The sequence below is a fragment of the Streptomyces sp. JLBT605 genome (assembly GCF_058215555.1).
This window is the reverse complement of the sequence record NZ_CM177087.1, coordinates 4095744-4113546: the sequence shown is the minus strand read 5'-3', so window position 1 is coordinate 4113546 and position 17803 is coordinate 4095744. Positions and strand designations below refer to the sequence as shown.

The window sequence follows — 17803 nt, the reverse complement described above, 5'->3', positions numbered from 1 at the left end:
GGGCGCACCGGCCCCGGCCCAACCAGGGCTCCCCGAACCCGAGCTCCCCGAACCGGAACCCTCCGCACCGGGGCTCACCGCGTCCGGATCCGCGCCGCCATCGACGGTCACCACCCGCCCCCTGTCCGAGTCCTGCGCACTGCCTGCCGCTTCCCTCTTCCGGTTACGGATCACCCAGGTCCGCGCCGAGCTGGGCGGACCGCCTCAACGATACGGCAGGTGTGCCGTAGCTCACTCTCCCGCGAGGGGCTCACTCTGCCGCGTTGGGGTCACTCATCCGCAGAGGCGGCGCGCAGATGCACGATGTCACCCGCGGCGACCGGCTCCTGCACCCCGCCGCCGGTGGCGAGCACCAGGCGGCCGTCGCCGTCCACCGCCACCGCCTCGCCGACCAGCTCCCGTCCGCCAGGCAGCTCCGCGCGCACCTTCCGGCCGAGCGTCGCGCAGCCGGCCGCGTACGCCTCCTGGAGCCCGCTCGCGGCCGGATCGCCGCCGGCATCCCGCCACTTGACGTACCACTGTTCGAGCGAACGCAGCACGGCGCGGAGCAGCGGATCGCGGTCCAGGGTCACCGCGTTCGCCAGGGCGAGCGAGCCGGCGGCCGGCACCGGCAGCTCGTCCGCGCGCAGCGAGACGTTGAGCCCGATGCCGACGACCACGCCACCGTCGACGCGCTCGGCGAGGATGCCGCCGAACTTCCGCTCCTCGCCCTCCACCGCCAGCAGCAGGTCGTTGGGCCATTTCAGTGCCGTGTCCACCCCGGCGGCGCGCGAGAGGGCGGTGGCCGTCGCGACTCCGGCGAGCAGCGGCAGCCATCCCCAGCGGGCCACCGGCACCGCGTCCGCGGGGCGCAGCAGCACCGAGAAGAAGAGGCCGGAGCGGGCTGGGGCGACCCAGCTGCGGTCCAGCCGGCCGCGGCCGGCGGTCTGCTGCTCCGCGATCAGCACCGTCCCCTCGGCCGCGCCTTCGGCCGCCTTGGCGACCAGGTCGGTGTTGGTGGAGCCGGTCGCGGCCACGACATCGACGGTGGTCCACAGCCCGTCGGGCCGGATCAGGGCCCGGCGCAGCGCGGCGGCGTTCAGCGGTGGCCGATCCAGATCGTTCCACCGGCTGCCATGGGTGTCAGAAGGGCTCATACGGGCCAGCCTAGGGTCAGGAGGTGTGGCCAACGACGCAGTGCCACGGCGTATCTCACGCCGATACGCTACGAGCCGGTAGCCGAGGACACCCGCCCGGAAAACCCCGTATGTCACTTTTACCCCTCATGAGTGCCAGCAGTGCCCAGCAACGCCGTGAAACGCCGCAGTGCCGAGTTGGCGGGGTGCGAAGCCGCCGCCGTGTCCTAAGTCGCGCCGCCCCCCGAACCCGTGACCCACGTAACCGAGGACGAGCAGGAGCCGCATCCCGATGTCCGAGCCGGAGATTGCCCCCGACAGCCCCGACAGCCACACCACCGCGGGGAAGCTCGCGGATCTGCAGCGCCGCGTCGAAGAGGCCACCCACGCCGGTTCCGCGCGTGCGGTGGAGAAGCAGCACGCCAAGGGCAAGCTGACCGCGCGTGAGCGCATCGATCTGCTTCTCGACGAGGGCTCGTTCATCGAGCTCGACGAGTTCGCCCGGCACCGCTCGACCAACTTCGGCCTGGAGAAGAACCGCCCCTACGGCGACGGCGTCGTCACCGGCTACGGCACGGTCGACGGCCGCCCGGTGGCGGTGTTCTCCCAGGACTTCACGGTCTTCGGCGGCGCCCTCGGCGAGGTCTACGGCGAGAAGATCGTCAAGGTGATGGACTTCGCGCTGAAGACCGGCTGTCCGGTCATCGGCATCAACGACTCCGGTGGCGCCCGCATCCAGGAGGGCGTCATGGCCCTCGGCGCGTACGGCGAGATCTTCCGCCGGAACGTTCACGCGTCCGGCGTGATCCCGCAGATCAGCCTGATCGTCGGCCCCTGCGCGGGCGGTGCGGTCTACTCCCCGGCGATCACCGACTTCACCGTCATGGTCGACCAGACCTCGCACATGTTCATCACCGGCCCCGACGTGATCAAGACCGTCACCGGTGAGGACGTGGGCTTCGAGGCGCTGGGCGGCGCCCGCACCCACAACACCACCTCCGGTGTCGCGCACTACATGGCCGGCGACGAGAAGGACGCCATCGACTACGTCCGCTCGCTGCTGTCCTACCTGCCCTCCAACAACCTCTCCGAGCCCCCGGCCTTCCCCGAGCAGGCCGATCTGGAGCTCTCGGAGGAGGACCGGGAGCTGGACGAGATCATCCCGGACTCCGCGAACCAGCCGTACGACATGCACAAGGTCATCGAGCATGTGCTGGACGACGGCGACTTCCTGGAGACCCAGCCGCTGTTCGCGCCGAACATCATCACCGGCTTCGGGCGCGTCGAGGGCCAGCCGGTGGGCATCGTCGCCAACCAGCCGATGCAGTTCGCCGGCTGCCTGGACATCGACGCCTCGGAGAAGGCGGCCCGCTTCGTCCGCAGCTGCGACGCCTTCAACGTGCCGGTGCTGACCTTCGTGGACGTGCCGGGCTTCCTGCCGGGCACGGACCAGGAGTACAACGGCATCATCCGGCGCGGCGCCAAGCTGATCTACGCCTACGCGGAGGCCACCGTCCCGCTGATCACGGTGATCACCCGCAAGGCATACGGCGGCGCGTACGACGTCATGGGCTCCAAGCACCTGGGCGCGGACCTGAACATGGCCTGGCCGACGGCGCAGATCGCGGTGATGGGCGCGCAGGGCGCGGTGAACATCCTGCACCGGCGGACCCTCGCCGAGGCCGAGGACGTCGACGCCACCCGCGCGGAGCTGATCGCGGACTACGAGGACACCCTCCTCAACCCGTACGTCGCGGCAGAGCGCGGCTATGTCGACACGGTGATCCGGCCGTCCGAGACCCGCCGTTACATCGTGCGCGGGCTGCGCGCCCTGCGGAACAAGCGCGAGGCACTGCCGCCGAAGAAGCACGGCAACATCCCCCTCTAGAAAGGGTTGTTTCCATGATCAAGGTTCTCCGTGGCAACCCGACCCCCGAGGAGCTGGCCGCCGCCCTCGCGGTGGTCCAAGCCCGCGCGGCGGCGACCGCCGCCGCCGCGCCGGGGCTGCGGGTGCCGGACGAGTGGGCCGACCCGGCCCGCACCATCCCCGGCAGCCGGGTCCCGCACCCGGGGCCGACGTCCTGGCGCACGAGCTTCTGGCCCGCCTGACCACCACTGTTCACCGTGGCGCCTGAGTACCCGTACTCAGGCGCCACGCGCGTGCCGGCGGCAGGATCGACACATGCTGTGGTCCGACCCGTCCGACGAGCCGCCCGAGGAGCTGCGCGAGGCCCAGGCGATGCTCCGCCGCGCACGCGCCGTGCTGGCGACCGCGATGGTGATCACACTGCTCGTCCTGATCCTGGCCTGAAGGAACGCCACGGGCGGATCCGGCATCTTCCGAAGAAGATCACCATCTTCTCGACAAGGCCGTCCATCGCAGCCGGATCAGGGAGCGCAGCCGACCGATGAACCGACCGATACGCCATATCTCCGTCTTCGCCGGTCTGCTGGTCCTCTCGCTGCTGCTGCGCTCCACCTGGCTGCAGTTCCAGCAGGCCGACGAGCTGGCGGAGCACGACCACAACGACCGCGTGAAGATCGCCGCCTACGCCCACCCGCGCGGCGACATCATCGTGGGCGGTCGCCCGATCACCGGCTCGGTGGAGACCGGCGGCATCAACTTCAAGTACAAGCGCGTCTTCAAGGAAGGCGCGATGTACGCGCCGGTCACCGGCTTCTCCTCCCAGCTCTACGGGGCCAAGCACCTGGAAGCGCTCAACGACAAGCTGCTGAGCGGCACCGACGACCGGCTCTTCCTGCAGAACACCGTCTCCATGCTCACCGGCGAGAAGAAGCGCGGCGGGGACGTGGTGACCACCATCGACCCCAAGGCGCAGAAGGCCGCGTTCGAAGGGCTGGGGGACAAGACCGGCGCGGTGGTCGCCATCGAGCCGACCACCGGCAAGATCCTCGCCCTGGTCTCCACCCCGTCCTACGACCCGTCCGCCTTCGCGGGAGCCGGCAAGAAGGACACCGAGGCCTGGGAGAAGCTGGAGAAGGACCCGCGCAAGCCGATGACCAACCGGGCACTGAAGGAGGTCTATCCCCCCGGCTCCACCTTCAAGGTGATCACGGCGGCCGCGGCCCTGGAGCACGAGCTGTACACGGACATCAACACCCCGACCAGGTCCCCCGACCCGTGGACCATGCCCGACACCACCACGGTGCTGCCCAACCAGGACAAGAGCGGGGCGTGCCGGGACGCCAGCCTCACCGTGGCCATGCAGCGCTCCTGCAACAACGTCTACGGCAAGATCAGCGCCGACCTCGGCAAGGAGAAGATGCGCGAGACGGCGGAGAAGTTCGGCTTCAACGACCCCGAGGTCGACACGCCGACCCGCGCCGCGGAGAGCGTCTTCCCGGCGGAGATGGACCGCCCGCAGACCGCGATGTCCGGCATCGGCCAGTCCAGCGTCCGCGCCACCCCGCTGCAGATCGCGATGATGACCGCCGCGATCGCCAACAACGGCACGATGATGAAGCCGTACATGGTCGAGGAGCTGCGCGACGCCGATCTCGACACGGTCGAGAAGCACGACCCCGAGGTGATGTCCGAGGCCGTCTCCGAGGACACCGCGAAGAAGGTCCAGCGGATGATGGAGGACACCGCGGAGAAGGGCACCGGCAGGCCCGGCCGGATCTCCGGTGTCACCGTCGGCGCCAAGACCGGCACCGCCCAGCGCGGAGTGGACAACCGCACCCCGCCGCTGGCCTGGTTCATCTCCTACGCCAAGCAGGGCGACGGCTCGCCGGTCGCGGTCGCGGTGATGATCGACCCGGACGACTCCATCCCGCGCGACCAGATCTCCGGCGGCGGGCTCGCGGGCCCGATCGCCAAGCAGGTCATGGAGGCGGTGCTCCAGTCGCACCGGTGAGCGGACTCCCGTCGCACAAGCGGCGGACCAGCGCCTCACACAAGCGGCGGACCGGCGCCCGGGCGGCACCCCGATACGCTAGGCCGCATGGCTGATTCCCGCACGCTCGTCCTCGCCTCCGCCTCACCCGCCCGGCTCGGGCTGCTGCGCCAGGCCGGGCTGGCGCCCGAGGTGATCGTCAGCGGATTCGACGAGGACGCCATCGAGGCCGCCTCGCCCGGCGAGCTGGCCCTGCTGCTGGCCGAGGCGAAGGCGGGCGTGGTCGCGGACCGCCCGGAGGCCGCGGGCGCGCTCGTCGTCGGCTGCGACTCGGTGCTTGACCTGGACGGTCAGGCGCTCGGCAAGCCGGCCGACGAGGAGGAGGCCACCGCCCGCTGGAAGGCGATGCGCGGCCGCTCCGGGGTGCTGCGCACCGGGCACAGCGTGATCGACACGGTGAGTGGACGACGGGCCTCCGGCACCGCCTCCACCACGGTCCGCTTCGGCGAGCCGAGCGACGCGGAGATCGCCGCGTACGTGGCCAGCGGCGAACCGCTGCACGTGGCGGGCGCGTTCACCCTGGACGGCCGCTCGGCGCCGTTCATCGACGGGATCGACGGCGACCCGGGCAATGTGATCGGCCTGTCGCTGCCGCTGCTGCGCCGGCTCCTGGCCGAGCTGGGCATCTCCATCACCGACCTGTGGGCCTCCGCGGACCAGTCTTAAGCGTTCAGGCCGCTCAGGCCGGAGTCGGCCCCGGCTCGGCCGGCAGCTGCCCGCCGTCCCCGGCCGCGTCCGCGTCCGTGCTTCCGTCGGCGGCGGCGCCCTCGTCGTACGCCATCAGCGAGAGCACGATCAGGCCCAGCACGATCATCATGAACGCGAAGGCCAGCCAGCCCACCAGACCCACCGTCAGCGCGCCCAGCACCCCGTGCACCACGGCGCAGCTGATGAGCAGGATGCGGGCGAACCGGCCCGGGCCGCGGTCTCGGAGGGCCGCGCGCAGCAGGACCAGCCCGCAGAAGAGCAGGTAGAGGCCGAAGACGCCGCCCATGACCCAGGTGCCGACGGACATCACGTCGGGATCCATGCCGCCCATGGACATGCTCTGCCGGTCGACGACCAGGCCCAGGATCCAGTTGAGCAGGGCGATGCCGACGGCTTCCCCCATCAACACCACGGCCGCCACCGCGGCCACCGGTCTGCGTGCCACCCCGCTCACCTCTCCCTCCCCACGACCCCCGTTACCGGGAGTATCTTCGACACCGGCACGCTACTAACGGGTAAGCCTGGCGACAAGAGGTCTGCGGCAGGCCCGTGACACCGCCGTACGGGCGAGAGGCCGCGGCAAAGTTTCCGTCCCCCATTCGTAGGGATTCCACAAAGAATCGCCAACAGGCGTCGCACGCCTCAGCGGAGACCTAGGCCACACCCGAGAGCCGCCCGAGGCCCCGAATTACGGGCGTACCGTGGAGCGACAGGGGAATCGGACCGCTGCCCGGAGACCACTTAACCCTCCGTGTGGTCAAGCTCACCCCTGGGTTCTTCTCGGCGCGCAGTGTCGCCAGTACCTAAACTCGGCTTGTTTCAAGGAGGGAGCCATCGTGCGCAAGGTGCTCATCGCCAACCGTGGCGAAATCGCTGTCCGCGTTGCCCGTGCTTGTCGGGATGCGGGGATCGCGAGTGTGGCGGTGTACGCCGATCCGGACCGGGACGCGGTGCATGTACGCGCGGCCGACGAAGCTTACGCGTTGGGTGGTGACACCCCGGCGGCGAGTTATCTGGATATCGCGAAGGTGCTGGCCGCGGCGGCGGAGTCGGGGGCGGACGCGATCCACCCTGGTTACGGCTTTCTTTCCGAGAACGCGGAGTTCGCGCAGGCGGTGCTGGACGCGGGGCTGATCTGGATCGGTCCGCCGCCGCAGGCGATCCGGGATCTGGGTGACAAGGTCGCGGCCCGGCATATCGCGCAGCGGGCCGGTGCTCCGCTGGTGGCCGGTACTCCGGATCCGGTCTCTGGGGCGGAGGAGGTGGTGGCCTTCGCCAAGGAGCATGGTCTGCCGATCGCGATCAAGGCGGCTTTTGGTGGTGGTGGGCGTGGTCTGAAGGTGGCCCGCACCCTGGAGGAGGTCCCGGAGCTGTATGACTCCGCGGTGCGGGAGGCGGTGGCCGCCTTCGGCCGGGGTGAGTGCTTCGTGGAGCGCTACCTGGACAAGCCGCGGCATGTGGAGACCCAGTGCCTGGCCGACAGCCACGGCAATGTGGTGGTGGTCTCCACCCGTGACTGCTCGCTGCAGCGCCGGCACCAAAAGCTCGTCGAGGAGGCCCCCGCGCCGTTTTTGTCGCCCGAGCAGAACGCGGAGCTGTATGCGGCGTCGAAGGCGATTTTGAAGGAAGCCGGTTACGTCGGTGCCGGGACGGTGGAGTTCCTGGTCGGTATGGACGGCACGATCTCCTTCCTGGAGGTCAACACCCGCCTTCAGGTGGAGCACCCGGTCACCGAGGAAGTCACCGGCATCGATCTGGTGCGGGAGATGTTCCGGATCGCCGACGGCGAGGAGCTGGGCTATGACGACCCGCCGGTGCGCGGGCACTCGTTTGAGTTCCGGATCAATGGTGAGGACCCGGGCCGGAACTTCCTGCCCGCCCCCGGCACCGTGACCGTCTTCAACCCGCCGGCGGGTCCGGGTGTGCGGCTGGACGCAGGGGTGGAGTCGGGGTCGGTGATCGGTCCGGCGTGGGACTCGCTGCTGGCCAAGCTGATCATCACCGGTGCCACTCGTGAGCAGGCGTTGCAGCGGGCCGCGCGGGCGCTGGGCGAGTTCCAGGTGGAGGGCATGGCCACCGCCATCCCCTTCCATCGTGCCGTGGTCACCGATCCCGCCTTCGCCCCCACCGACGGCAGTGCGTTCACCGTGCACACGCGGTGGATCGAGACCGAGTTCGTCAACGACATCCCTGCCTTCGCCGCCCCCGCGACCGATGAGGCCGAGCCGGATGTGCGGGAGACGGTGGTTGTGGAGGTGGGGGGCAAGCGGCTGGAGGTGTCGCTGCCCGCCTCGCTCGGTGTGGTCTCGGCCGGGGCCGCCGCCGGCGGCGGGGGGAAGAAGCCGAAGCGGAAGGCGGCGAAGAAGTCGGGGTCGGCCGCGTCGGGTGATGCGCTGGCCTCGCCGATGCAGGGCACGATCGTGAAGGTCGCGGTCGAGGAGGGTCAGGTCGTCGCGGAAGGCGAGCTGATCGTGGTCCTGGAAGCGATGAAGATGGAACAGCCGCTCAACGCCCACCGGGCCGGGACCGTCAAGGGCCTTGCCGCCGAGGTCGGCGCGTCCATCACCTCCGGCGCCGTCATCTGCGAAATCAAGGACTGACCTTCGGGACAGCCGTAGCGCGCTACAGCGAGTGGGCCCCGGCCGGATCTCCGGCCGGGGCCCACCCGTTCCCACACCTGACGGCAAAGGCGCTTGAGGCCCCGTCAGGAGCCTTCGCCGCGCCGCCTCAGTCCCCCGTCACGTCCTGCGGGAAGGTCAGCTGACGGCCCATCCACTCCAGTGTCGCGGGCAACTCGCGCCGCCAGGTCCGGAAGTTGTGGCTGCCCCGGTCCAGCACGATCGACTCGGCGCGCATCGGCGGCTTGACCGCGTCCAGGAACTCCCGCGCCTGCGGATAGTTCTTCTCCCCCGCGCGACTGGTGGCGACCAGCACCGACACCCGGGGCGCCGGCAGATGAGCGAGCCGCCACATCAGGTCGTGCTCCCGCATCCGGCGCACCCTGCCCTTTCCGGAGCCGAAGAGGTTGCCGGTGGTCGGGTCGTTGCGCACCCGGTAGTCCGGCGACAGCGCCGCCGCCGCGGGGTAGGTGCCCGGGTGGCGCATGGCGAGCTGGAGGGCGCAGCTGCCGCCGGACGAGTAGCCGAGGACGCCCCAGGCTCCGGGGTCGTGTCCGACCCGGTAGTGGCCCTTCAGCGCCTCCGGCAGGTCCTGGGCGAAGAAGGTCTCGGCCTGCGGCCCGTCCGGCACGTCCACGCACTGGGTGTCGCGCGGCGGGGCGATGGTGGGCCGGATCATCACGATGACGCTGGGCGGCAGCTTGCCCTCGCGGATGAGCTTGCCGGCGGTCTGCGGCACCCGCAGATGCTGCCCGAGCAGGAACGAGCCTCCGGGGTAGCCGCTGATGGTGACGATGACCGGGAAGCGCTGCCGGTTGTACTGGCGCTGGAAGTACTGCGGCGGCAGGTAGACGTAGGCGGGGTTGGCCACCTGGCTGCGGCGCCCCACGATCTTCACCGACTCGACCTTGCCGTTCCGGGCCGCCGGGCCCTCGGGCAGCCCGTGCACCCGGTCCAGCCCGTCCGGGCCCGCGGGCTGCACCAACCCGGCCGACGGGTCCCCGGCCCGCCCCGGCCCGCCGTTGTCGCCCCACTTGGCCAGGGCCGCGGGCGCCGCGTCGTCATTGCCGAGCAGTTCCGCCCAGGTGCCGTAGAACTGGAAGTTCTGGTTGACCGCGAGTGCGAGCGCCGAGACGATCGCCACCTGGGTGAAGGCGATCGCGCCGAGTCTGCCCAGCACAGCGGGGACCGAGCGGCGCGCCAGGCGGGGCCACAGCCAGACCGTCATCCCCACGCTGATCACGGCCACGCCCGTCACCGTGTATTCGAGTGTCCGGCTGGTCAGTTCCATCATGGTTTCTCCGCTCCCCGTGCTCAACGCCTTGTTTGATGCCGCTTGATCGAAACGGCGTTGCCCGAGATCGGGGAATTCGCGTGCTGTTCCCCTTCCTGTCTCTTCCGCGTCCACCTGGTTCGCGCGGGTGTCACCGGCCGTACACTCCGTCAGCGGCCGCGGGCCGTTGGATGGCATCCTTGAGCCACGGGCCGGGCGGGAGTCCGGCGGGCCCGTGGAAGCTGAGGGAAGGACGGGAAGGACCGGCGATGGCGACCGAGACGGCGCACGGGCACAGCTGCCCCCCGGGGCGGCCCATGCGCGCCGACGCGCGTCGCAATTACGAGCGACTGCTGGCCGAGGCGCGTACCGCCTTCGCCGAGCAGGGCACCGACGCCTCGCTGGAGGACATCGCGCGCCGCGCGGGGGTCGGCATCGGCACCCTCTACCGGCACTTCCCCAACCGCACCGCGCTGATGGGTGCGGTCTTCTACGGCGAGATCGACGCGCTGATGGCGAGCGCGCGGGAGTTGGCGCAGGCGGCGCAGCCGTGCCGGGCGCTGGTGGACTGGCTGCGCGCGGTCATCGATCACGCCAGCACCTACCGAGGGCTGTCCCAGGCGTTTCTCTCCGCCTCCGCCGAGGAGAGTGCGGAGCTGTCGCGGTGCAGTGAGCCGATGCGCGAGGCAGGCCGGTCGCTGCTGGTCCGCGCGCAGCAGGCGGGGGCGGTGCGGTCGGATGTGGAGATCACCGACCTGATGCAGCTGACCAACGCGATCGCGCTGGCGGTCGAGCAGTCCCCGGACGATCCGGGGCTGGCCGACCGCCTGCTCGCGCTCACGTTTTCGGGGCTGAAGGCGCGCTGACGCGGTCGGCCGGCCGGGTGGTGCGCCGCGCCGGGTGGTGCGCCGCGCCGGGTGGTGGGTCGAGGGCCCACCGGGGCATCTCCTCACCCGGCGAACCCGACGGGCCGATCGCGAGGTGAGCGACGATCGGTTCGCCGGGCTGCGGGGAGTGCCCTGGTACGCCCCCTTCCGCCGACGCGCACCTTTCCGCCGTCCCGCCCTGAGGCGTCCAGTGCACGCCTTCCGCAGGGCCGTCAGCGGCGGCGGGGGGCCAGGTCCGCGACCCGGCCGCCGTTCTCGATCAGGGGCATCGCACCGCGTAGCTGGGGCCCGGTGGGCGTCTGCGGGTGGGTGCGGCGCTGTCCCGGGAGTGGCATGCCGTCCTCGGCGCCGCGGCCCGAGGGGTGCTGCCCCGGTGCCAGCCGCCCCGGCCGCCCCGCCGGACCTTGCTCCATGCCGACCGGGCCGCCGGGCACGAGGCCGGATGCCGAGCCCGGTCCGGCCACCGCGATCTGCACGCCCTGGTCGGCGAGGGCCTGGAGCTCGGTGGCGGCCCGGTCGTCGTGGGGCGGCGGCTCGTCGGTCACCAGCCGGGTGATCAGATCGGTGGGCACCGTCTGGAACATCGTGTCGGTGCCCAGCTTGGAGTGGTCGGCGAGGACGACCACTTCGGCGGCGGCCTGGACGAGCGCCCGATCCACGCTGGCGGAGAGCATGTTGGAGGTGGACAGCCCGCGCTCCGCGGTCAGCCCACTGCCGGAGAGGAAGGCACGGGAGACCCGCAGCCCCTGGAGGGACTGCTCGGCTCCGCTGCCGACGAGGGCGTAGTTGGAGCCGCGCAGGGTGCCGCCGGTCATCACGACCTCGACTCGGTTGGCATGTGCCAATGCCTGCGCGACCAGCAGGGAGTTGGTGACCACGGTCAGCCCCGGGACACGCGCGAGCCGGCGGGCCAGCTCCTGCGTGGTGGTCCCGGCGCCGACCACCACGGCCTCGCCCTCCTGGACGAGACCGGCGGCGAGGTCGGCGATGGCCGTCTTCTCCGCGGTCGCTAGATGGGATTTCTGTGGAAAGCCGGACTCCCTGGTGAGGCCACCGGGCAACACCGCACCGCCGTGCCGGCGGTCGAGGAGTCCCTCTGCCTCCAGCGCGCGCACGTCCCGCCGTACGGTCACTTCTGAGGTCTGGACGACACGGGCGAGCTCACGGAGCGAAACCGCTCCATTCGCTCGCACCATTTCAAGGATCAATTGGCGACGTTCTGCAGCGAACACGAAACTGACAGTAACCCCAACGACCGTCTACATTCAGCAGCTTGCACCAAATTACGGAAGTTGAGCGCAAGAAAGTTCACTCAGTGGTATAAGCGCCAGCTGATACGGGAGCAGTCCAGGCGACTGACGGGACGGCCCCCGGGCCCTTAAGTCTCGCTCTGCGTCTTGCGGGTGTGGAGCTGCCGCGCCACCTCGGCGATCGAGCCGGACAGCGACGGGTACACCGTGAAGGCGTTGGCGATCTGCTCGACGGTGAGGTTGTTGTCGACCGCTATCGAGATCGGGTGGATGAGCTCACTGGCCCGCGGCGCGACGACCACGCCACCGACCACGATGCCGGTGCCCGGGCGGCAGAAGATCTTCACGAAGCCGTCCCGGATGCCCTGCATCTTGGCGCGCGGGTTGCGCAGCAGCGGCAGCTTCACCACCCGGGCGTCGATCCTGCCGGCGTCCACGTCCGCCTGGGAGTAGCCGACGGTGGCGATCTCCGGGTCGGTGAAGACGTTCGCCGAGACCGTCTTGAGGTTCAGCGGCGCGACCGCGTCGCCCAGGAAGTGGTACATCGCGATCCGGCCCTGCATCGCCGCCACCGAGGCCAGCGCGAAGACGCCGGTGCAGTCGCCCGCGGCGTAGACGCCGGGCGCGCTGGTGCGCGAGACCTTGTCGGTCCAGATGTGCCCCGACTCGTGCATCCGGACCCCGGCCTCCTCCAGACCGATGCCCGCGGTGTTGGGGATGGAGCCGACCGCCATCAGGCAGTGGGAGCCGGTGATGGTACGGCCGTCCGCCAGCGTGACCTCGACCCGGTCGCCGACCCTCTTGGCGGCCTGCGCGCGGGACCGCGCCATGACGTTCATCCCGCGCCGCCGGAAGACGTCCTCCAGCACCGCGGCCGCGTCCGGGTCCTCGCCCGGCAGCACCCGGTCGCGGCTGGAGACCAGGGTCACCTTGGAACCCAGCGCCTGGTACGCGCCGGCGAACTCGGCACCGGTCACACCGGAGCCGACCACGATCAGCTCTTCGGGCAGCTCGTCCAGGTCGTAGACCTGCGTCCAGTTGAGGATGCGCTCGCCGTCCGGCAGCGCGTCCGGGATCTCCCGCGGGTGCGCGCCGGTGGCGATCAGCACCGCGTCCGCGGTCAGCGTGGTCTCGGAGCCGTCCGCCGCCCGGACGATCACCTGCCGGGACCCGTCCGGCGCCTGCCCGGGGGCGAGCCGGCCGCGTCCGCGCAGCACCCGGCCACCCGCGCGGGTGACCGAGGCGGTGATGTCGTGTGACTGGGCGAGCGCCAGCCGCTTCACACGGCGGTTCACCTTGCCCAGGTCGACGCCGACGACCCGGGCCGCCTGCTCCAGCGGCGGGGTGTCATCGGCCACGATGATCCCCAACTCCTCGTACGAAGAGTCGAAGGTGGTCATGACCTCGGCCGTGGCGATCAACGTCTTCGACGGCACGCAGTCGGTGAGCACCGACGCCCCGCCCAGACCGTCGCAGTCGACGACGGTCACCTCCGCACCGAGCTGGGCAGCGACCAGCGCCGCCTCATAGCCGCCGGGTCCGCCACCGATGATCACGATCCGAGTCACATGCTCCATTGTCCCGCACCCATCAAAGCCGCTCCGCTCGGGGCTCCCCTGGGGCCCACTCGAGCCCCCACCGATGGCCCCCTCGGGCCTCGCCGGGCTCTCCCCGGGGTCTTCCCCGCGTCTTCCCGGCGTCTTCCCCATACGACCGTTCGCGCCCCACTCGGGGACCGCTCGACCCGCACTCGACACTCTCAGTGAGCCACACCCGGCAGCCCGCGTCCGGTTTTCGTATGAATCTCTCTACGAGCCTGCCACCTCAAATGCCGATCCGCCGCACTCCCGTACCCTCGGAACCATGTCGCTCTACGCCGCGTACGCCGGCAACCTCGACGCGCGGCTGATGTCCCGCCGCGCACCGCACTCACCGCTGCGCGGCACGGGCTGGCTCACCGGCTGGCGGCTGACCTTCGGCGGCGAGCAGATGGGATGGGAGGGCGCCCTGGCCACCGTGGTCGAGGACCCGCCCGCCTCCGGCCCGGACCGCGAGCAGGACGGCCCCCGCTCACAGGTCTTCGTCGCGCTATACGACGTCGCACCGATGGACGAGGAGTCGCTGGACCGCTGGGAGGGCGTCGGCCTCGGCATATACCGCCGGGTGCGGGTGCGGGTGCACACCCTCGACGGCGACGAGACCGCGTGGCTGTACGTGCTCAACGGCTACGAGGGCGGGCTGCCCTCGGCCCGCTACCTGGGCGAGGTCGCCGACGCCGCGGAGTCGGCCGGCGCCCCGCACGACTACGTCATGGAACTCCGCAAGCGCCCCTGCTGACCGGGGCTCCCCGCGGGTCGCGCCCGAGGGCCTGCCCCGCGCCGACCCCTTCGGCCGTCGGCCCGGATCGCGGCGTGAGCCTGGCCTCATTCGGCTGTCTGGGAGCCGTCCCCGGACCGGGTGGCCGTGCCCCGCTGACCTGGGCCGGAGAGGGTCGTGGAACCCGCGTGCGGCCAGGTGGAAGACAACGATCCGAATACCACCATCTGGAATGTCTACGCGCGTAGGCGATTTCCGGCTACCCTCATGCGCGTGAACGCATCAGTTACTTCGGACATCCAGGGCGACCCCCACGCCGCTGCCGGTGCCGCCGCCGCGCGACTGCGCGAGCTGACCGGCGCCGAGACCCACGATGTGGCCCTCGTCATGGGCTCTGGCTGGGTCCCCGCCACCGACGCTCTCGGTACGCCGGAGCACGAGTTCCCCGTCACCGAACTGCCCGGTTTCCCGCCGCCCGCCGTCGCGGGCCACTCGGGCACCATCCGCTCGTACAAGATCGGTGAGAAGCGCGCCCTGGTCTTCCTGGGCCGCACCCACTTCTACGAGGGCCGCGGCGTCGCCGCCGTCGCCCACGGCGTGCGCACCGCCGTCGCCGCCGGCTGCAAGACCATCGTGCTGACCAACGGCTGCGGCGGCCTGCGCGAGGGCATGCGCCCCGGTCAGCCGGTGCTGATCAGCGACCACATCAACATGACGGCCACCTCGCCGATCGCCGGCGCGAACTTCGTCGACCTCACCGACCTGTACTCGCCGCGGCTGCGCACGCTGTGCAAGCAGGTCGACCCGTCGCTGGAGGAGGGCGTCTACCTCCAGTTCCCCGGCCCGCACTACGAGACCCCGGCCGAGATCCGCATGGCCCGGACCCTCGGCGCGGACCTGGTCGGCATGTCGACCACGCTGGAGGCGATCGCCGCTCGCGAGGCCGGCGCCGAGGTGCTGGGCATCTCCCTGGTCACCAACCTGGCCGCGGGCATGACCGGTGAGCCCCTCAACCACGAAGAGGTGCTCCAGGCCGGCCGCGACTCCGCCACCCGGATGGGCAGCCTGCTGGCGCAGATCCTCGACCGGATCTGACCGGTCCCCCGGTGCGCGCCGCGCACCGTGCGGCAGGCTGGTCCCGACGACGCCGCTCGGTGGCCGGAGTCCGTCCACCCCGCGCCACCGAGCGGTCCTCCCCCCGACCCGGTGCGGCGCCCCGCACGCCTGTGCGCGGCGCCGCACCGGGTTGAGGGGCGAGTCACCGAGACCCGTCCGTGCGCGGGCGCGCCACCTCGCGGTGTGCGGGCGCGCCACCTCGCGGTGTGCGAGCGCGTCACCGCGCGGTGTGCGTACGACGTCGCCGCGGGGTGTGCGGGCGCGTCACCCACGCCCGGTTCGTGCGCGGGCGCGTCACCGCACGGTGTCCGGGCCACGTCGCCGTGGGGCGCGCGGGCCACGTCGCCGTGGGGCGCGCGGGCCACGTCACCGTGGGGCGCGCGGGGCGCCGCCACGCACGACGGGGGTGATCCGACCGCACCACCGTCCCGGGGCGCGCGTGGCACCACCATGCGCGACCTGGGTGCCGCGGCCGCACCGCCCATCCCGGGTGCGGACGCGACGTACCACGCGCACGATGTGCATGCCGCGGCCGCACCCCCGCACGGGTGCGAGCCATGGCGGCGCATCCGCCCGGGGCGTACGCGGCGCACGCCGCACCGCGCGCCGGCAGCGGGGCGCGCCACGGGCACGCCGCGCCGTGCCGGCACCACCGCAGGTGCGCGCCACACGGGGCCACACCCCACGGATGCGCGCCGTGCCGCGGCAGCACCCACAGGTGCGGGCCGCACCGTGGCGACACCCGCACGGGTGCCCGCCGCACCATGGCGACACCCACCGCACCACCCCGGTGCGCCCCGCACCACCCCGCCCCGCCCCGCGGGCAGTTTTCCGGCACACCGCCGGGCGGTGCACGTGAACCGCCCGGCCCCGTCCAGACCCGACCCCTCCGGAGGAGGATCCGTGGAGTCCGCACTGATCGCCCGTGCCCGAGCCTGGCTGGCCGAGGACCCCGACCCCGACACCCGCGCCGAGCTGGGCAAGCTGCTCGACGCCGAGGACACCGAGGAGATCGGCGCCCGCTTCGCCGGCACCCTCCAGTTCGGCACCGCCGGACTCCGCGGGGAGCTGGGCGCGGGGCCGATGCGGATGAACCGCGCCGTGGTGATCCGCGCCGCCGCCGGGCTCGCCGCGTACCTGGGTGGCCAGGGCCACACCGGCGGCCTGGTGGTGATCGGCTACGACGCCCGCTACAAGAGCGCCGACTTCGCCCGGGACACCGCCGCGGTGATGATCGGCGCCGGACTGCGGGCGGCCCTGCTGCCCGGGCCGCTGCCGACGCCCGTCCTCGCCTTCGCCATCCGGCACCTGGGCGCGGTCGCGGGCGTGGAGGTCACCGCCAGCCACAACCCGCCGCGCGACAACGGCTACAAGGTCTACCTCGGCGACGGCTCCCAGATCGTGCCGCCCGCCGACGGTGAGATCGCCGCCGAGATCGCCGCCGTCGCCTCCCTGAACGACGTCCCGCGCCCGTCCGAGGGCTGGGAGACCCTGGGTGACGAGGTGGTCGAGGCGTACCTGGCGCGCACCGACGCGGTGCTCACCCCCGGCTCGCCGCGCGAGGTGCGGGTGGTCTACACCCCGATGCACGGCGTCGGCCGGACCACGCTCACCGCCGCGTTCGCCCGCGCGGGCTTCCCGGAGCCGGTCGTGGTCGCCGCGCAGGCCGACCCGGACCCGGACTTCCCGACCGTGGCCTTCCCCAATCCGGAGGAGCCGGGCGCGATGGACCTGGCCTTCGCGACGGCGCGGGAGGCCGGTCCGGACATCATCATCGCCAACGACCCGGACGCCGACCGCTGCGCCGTGGCGGTGCCCGCGCCCGGTACCGAGTCCGGCTGGCGGATGCTCCGCGGCGACGAGGTGGGCGCGCTGCTCGCCACCCACCTGGTGCGCAAGGGCGCGAGCGGCACCCTGGCGACCACCATCGTCTCCTCGTCGCTGCTCTCCCGTATCGCCGCGCGTGGCGGGCTCCCGTACGACGAGACGCTGACCGGCTTCAAGTGGCTGTCGCGGGTGGAGGGGCTGCGCTTCGCCTACGAGGAGGCGCTGGGCTACTGCGTCGACCCGGACGGCGTACGCGACAAGGACGGCATCACCGCCGCGCTGCTCGTCGCGGAGCTGGCCGCCACCCTCAAGGCGGAGGGCCGGTCCCTGTCGAGCCTGCTCGACGACATCGCGATGAAGCACGGTCTGCACGCCACCGACCAGCTGTCGGCGCGCGTGGAGGACCTCTCGCTGATCGCGGACGCGATGCGGCGGCTGCGCGAACAGCCGCCGACCGAGCTGGCCGGACTGACCGTCACCTCGGCCGAGGACCTCACCCAGGGCACCGAGACCCTGCCGCCCACCGACGGCCTGCGCTACCAGCTGGCCGCCACCGGGGGCGAGGCGCCGGGGGGCGTCCGCGCCGCCCGGGTCATCGTCCGCCCCAGCGGCACCGAGCCCAAGATCAAGTGCTATCTGGAGGTCGTCGTCGACGTCCCCACGGCCCAGGACCTGACCGCCGCCCGCCGCACGGCCGGCACCGTCCTGGACGCGCTCAAGACGGACCTGGCCGCCGCCGCGGGCATCTGACCCGGCGTCGCGCCGCCGCTTCACGG

General features: G+C 71.8%; 15 protein-coding genes. 10 read left to right on the top strand and 5 right to left on the bottom strand.

The window, feature by feature from the left end; translation table 11 throughout:
- Window positions 1-269: 269 nt before the first annotated feature.
- Complete coding sequence (locus tag AC4BDD_RS17870; RefSeq protein WP_490686444.1) at window positions 270-1136, bottom strand: biotin--[acetyl-CoA-carboxylase] ligase; 867 nt, start codon at window positions 1134-1136, stop codon at window positions 270-272.
- 271 nt (window positions 1137-1407) lie between these two features.
- On the opposite strand from AC4BDD_RS17870, the gene AC4BDD_RS17865 reads away from it, so the two are divergent.
- From AC4BDD_RS17865 to AC4BDD_RS17845, 5 genes are all read left to right on the top strand, one after another.
- Window positions 1408-3003: an acyl-CoA carboxylase subunit beta gene (locus AC4BDD_RS17865; protein ID WP_490686443.1), complete on the top strand. Its 1596-nt coding sequence runs from the start codon at window positions 1408-1410 to the stop codon at window positions 3001-3003.
- A 14-nt stretch (window positions 3004-3017) separates the two neighbouring features.
- Window positions 3018-3224 (top strand): acyl-CoA carboxylase subunit epsilon, encoded by a 207-nt coding sequence (locus tag AC4BDD_RS17860; RefSeq protein WP_490686442.1) that lies wholly within the window; start codon window positions 3018-3020, stop codon window positions 3222-3224.
- A gap of 73 nt (window positions 3225-3297) precedes the next feature.
- Window positions 3298-3426: a morphogenic membrane protein MmpB gene (gene mmpB, locus AC4BDD_RS17855; protein WP_490686441.1), complete on the top strand. Its 129-nt coding sequence runs from the start codon at window positions 3298-3300 to the stop codon at window positions 3424-3426.
- Between the two features lie 97 nt (window positions 3427-3523).
- The gene (locus AC4BDD_RS17850) at window positions 3524-4993 is read left to right on the top strand and encodes a peptidoglycan D,D-transpeptidase FtsI family protein (RefSeq protein ID WP_490686440.1); all 1470 of its coding nucleotides are present in this window, start codon (window positions 3524-3526) and stop codon (window positions 4991-4993) included.
- A gap of 87 nt (window positions 4994-5080) precedes the next feature.
- Complete coding sequence (locus AC4BDD_RS17845) at window positions 5081-5698, top strand: nucleoside triphosphate pyrophosphatase (RefSeq protein WP_490686439.1); 618 nt, start codon at window positions 5081-5083, stop codon at window positions 5696-5698.
- A 13-nt stretch (window positions 5699-5711) separates the two neighbouring features.
- Here the strand turns inward: AC4BDD_RS17845 and AC4BDD_RS17840 are convergent, their stop codons facing one another.
- Window positions 5712-6185 (bottom strand): hypothetical protein, encoded by a 474-nt coding sequence (locus tag AC4BDD_RS17840; RefSeq protein ID WP_490686438.1) that lies wholly within the window; start codon window positions 6183-6185, stop codon window positions 5712-5714.
- Between the two features lie 391 nt (window positions 6186-6576).
- On the opposite strand from AC4BDD_RS17840, the gene AC4BDD_RS17835 reads away from it, so the two are divergent.
- Window positions 6577-8340 carry an acetyl/propionyl/methylcrotonyl-CoA carboxylase subunit alpha gene (locus AC4BDD_RS17835; RefSeq protein ID WP_490691824.1) on the top strand — a complete coding sequence of 588 codons (1764 nt, stop codon included), beginning with the start codon at window positions 6577-6579 and terminating at the stop codon, window positions 8338-8340.
- A 127-nt stretch (window positions 8341-8467) separates the two neighbouring features.
- Here AC4BDD_RS17835 and AC4BDD_RS17830 read toward each other — a convergent pair whose 3' ends face one another.
- Window positions 8468-9649 (bottom strand): alpha/beta hydrolase, encoded by a 1182-nt coding sequence (locus AC4BDD_RS17830; RefSeq protein ID WP_490691823.1) that lies wholly within the window; start codon window positions 9647-9649, stop codon window positions 8468-8470.
- Between the two features lie 251 nt (window positions 9650-9900).
- On the opposite strand from AC4BDD_RS17830, the gene AC4BDD_RS17825 reads away from it, so the two are divergent.
- Window positions 9901-10497 (top strand): TetR/AcrR family transcriptional regulator, encoded by a 597-nt coding sequence (locus tag AC4BDD_RS17825; RefSeq protein ID WP_490686437.1) that lies wholly within the window; start codon window positions 9901-9903, stop codon window positions 10495-10497.
- 233 nt (window positions 10498-10730) lie between these two features.
- Here AC4BDD_RS17825 and AC4BDD_RS17820 read toward each other — a convergent pair whose 3' ends face one another.
- Complete coding sequence (locus AC4BDD_RS17820) at window positions 10731-11714, bottom strand: DeoR/GlpR family DNA-binding transcription regulator (RefSeq protein ID WP_490686436.1); 984 nt, start codon at window positions 11712-11714, stop codon at window positions 10731-10733.
- A 182-nt stretch (window positions 11715-11896) separates the two neighbouring features.
- Window positions 11897-13345, bottom strand: coding sequence for an NAD(P)H-quinone dehydrogenase (locus AC4BDD_RS17815; RefSeq protein WP_490686435.1), 1449 nt, complete (start codon window positions 13343-13345; stop codon window positions 11897-11899).
- Window positions 13346-13631: 286 nt separating this feature from the next.
- On the opposite strand from AC4BDD_RS17815, the gene AC4BDD_RS17810 reads away from it, so the two are divergent.
- The 3 genes from AC4BDD_RS17810 (at window position 13632) to AC4BDD_RS17800 (ending at window position 17777) form a co-directional block, all read left to right on the top strand.
- Window positions 13632-14105 carry a gamma-glutamylcyclotransferase family protein gene (locus AC4BDD_RS17810; protein WP_490686434.1) on the top strand — a complete coding sequence of 158 codons (474 nt, stop codon included), beginning with the start codon at window positions 13632-13634 and terminating at the stop codon, window positions 14103-14105.
- Between the two features lie 252 nt (window positions 14106-14357).
- A complete protein-coding gene (locus AC4BDD_RS17805) occupies window positions 14358-15179 on the top strand; it encodes a purine-nucleoside phosphorylase (protein WP_490686433.1) in 822 nt (273 codons plus the stop codon).
- Between the two features lie 924 nt (window positions 15180-16103).
- Window positions 16104-17777 carry a phospho-sugar mutase gene (locus AC4BDD_RS17800; RefSeq protein WP_490686432.1) on the top strand — a complete coding sequence of 558 codons (1674 nt, stop codon included), beginning with the start codon at window positions 16104-16106 and terminating at the stop codon, window positions 17775-17777.
- Window positions 17778-17803: the final 26 nt, after the last annotated feature.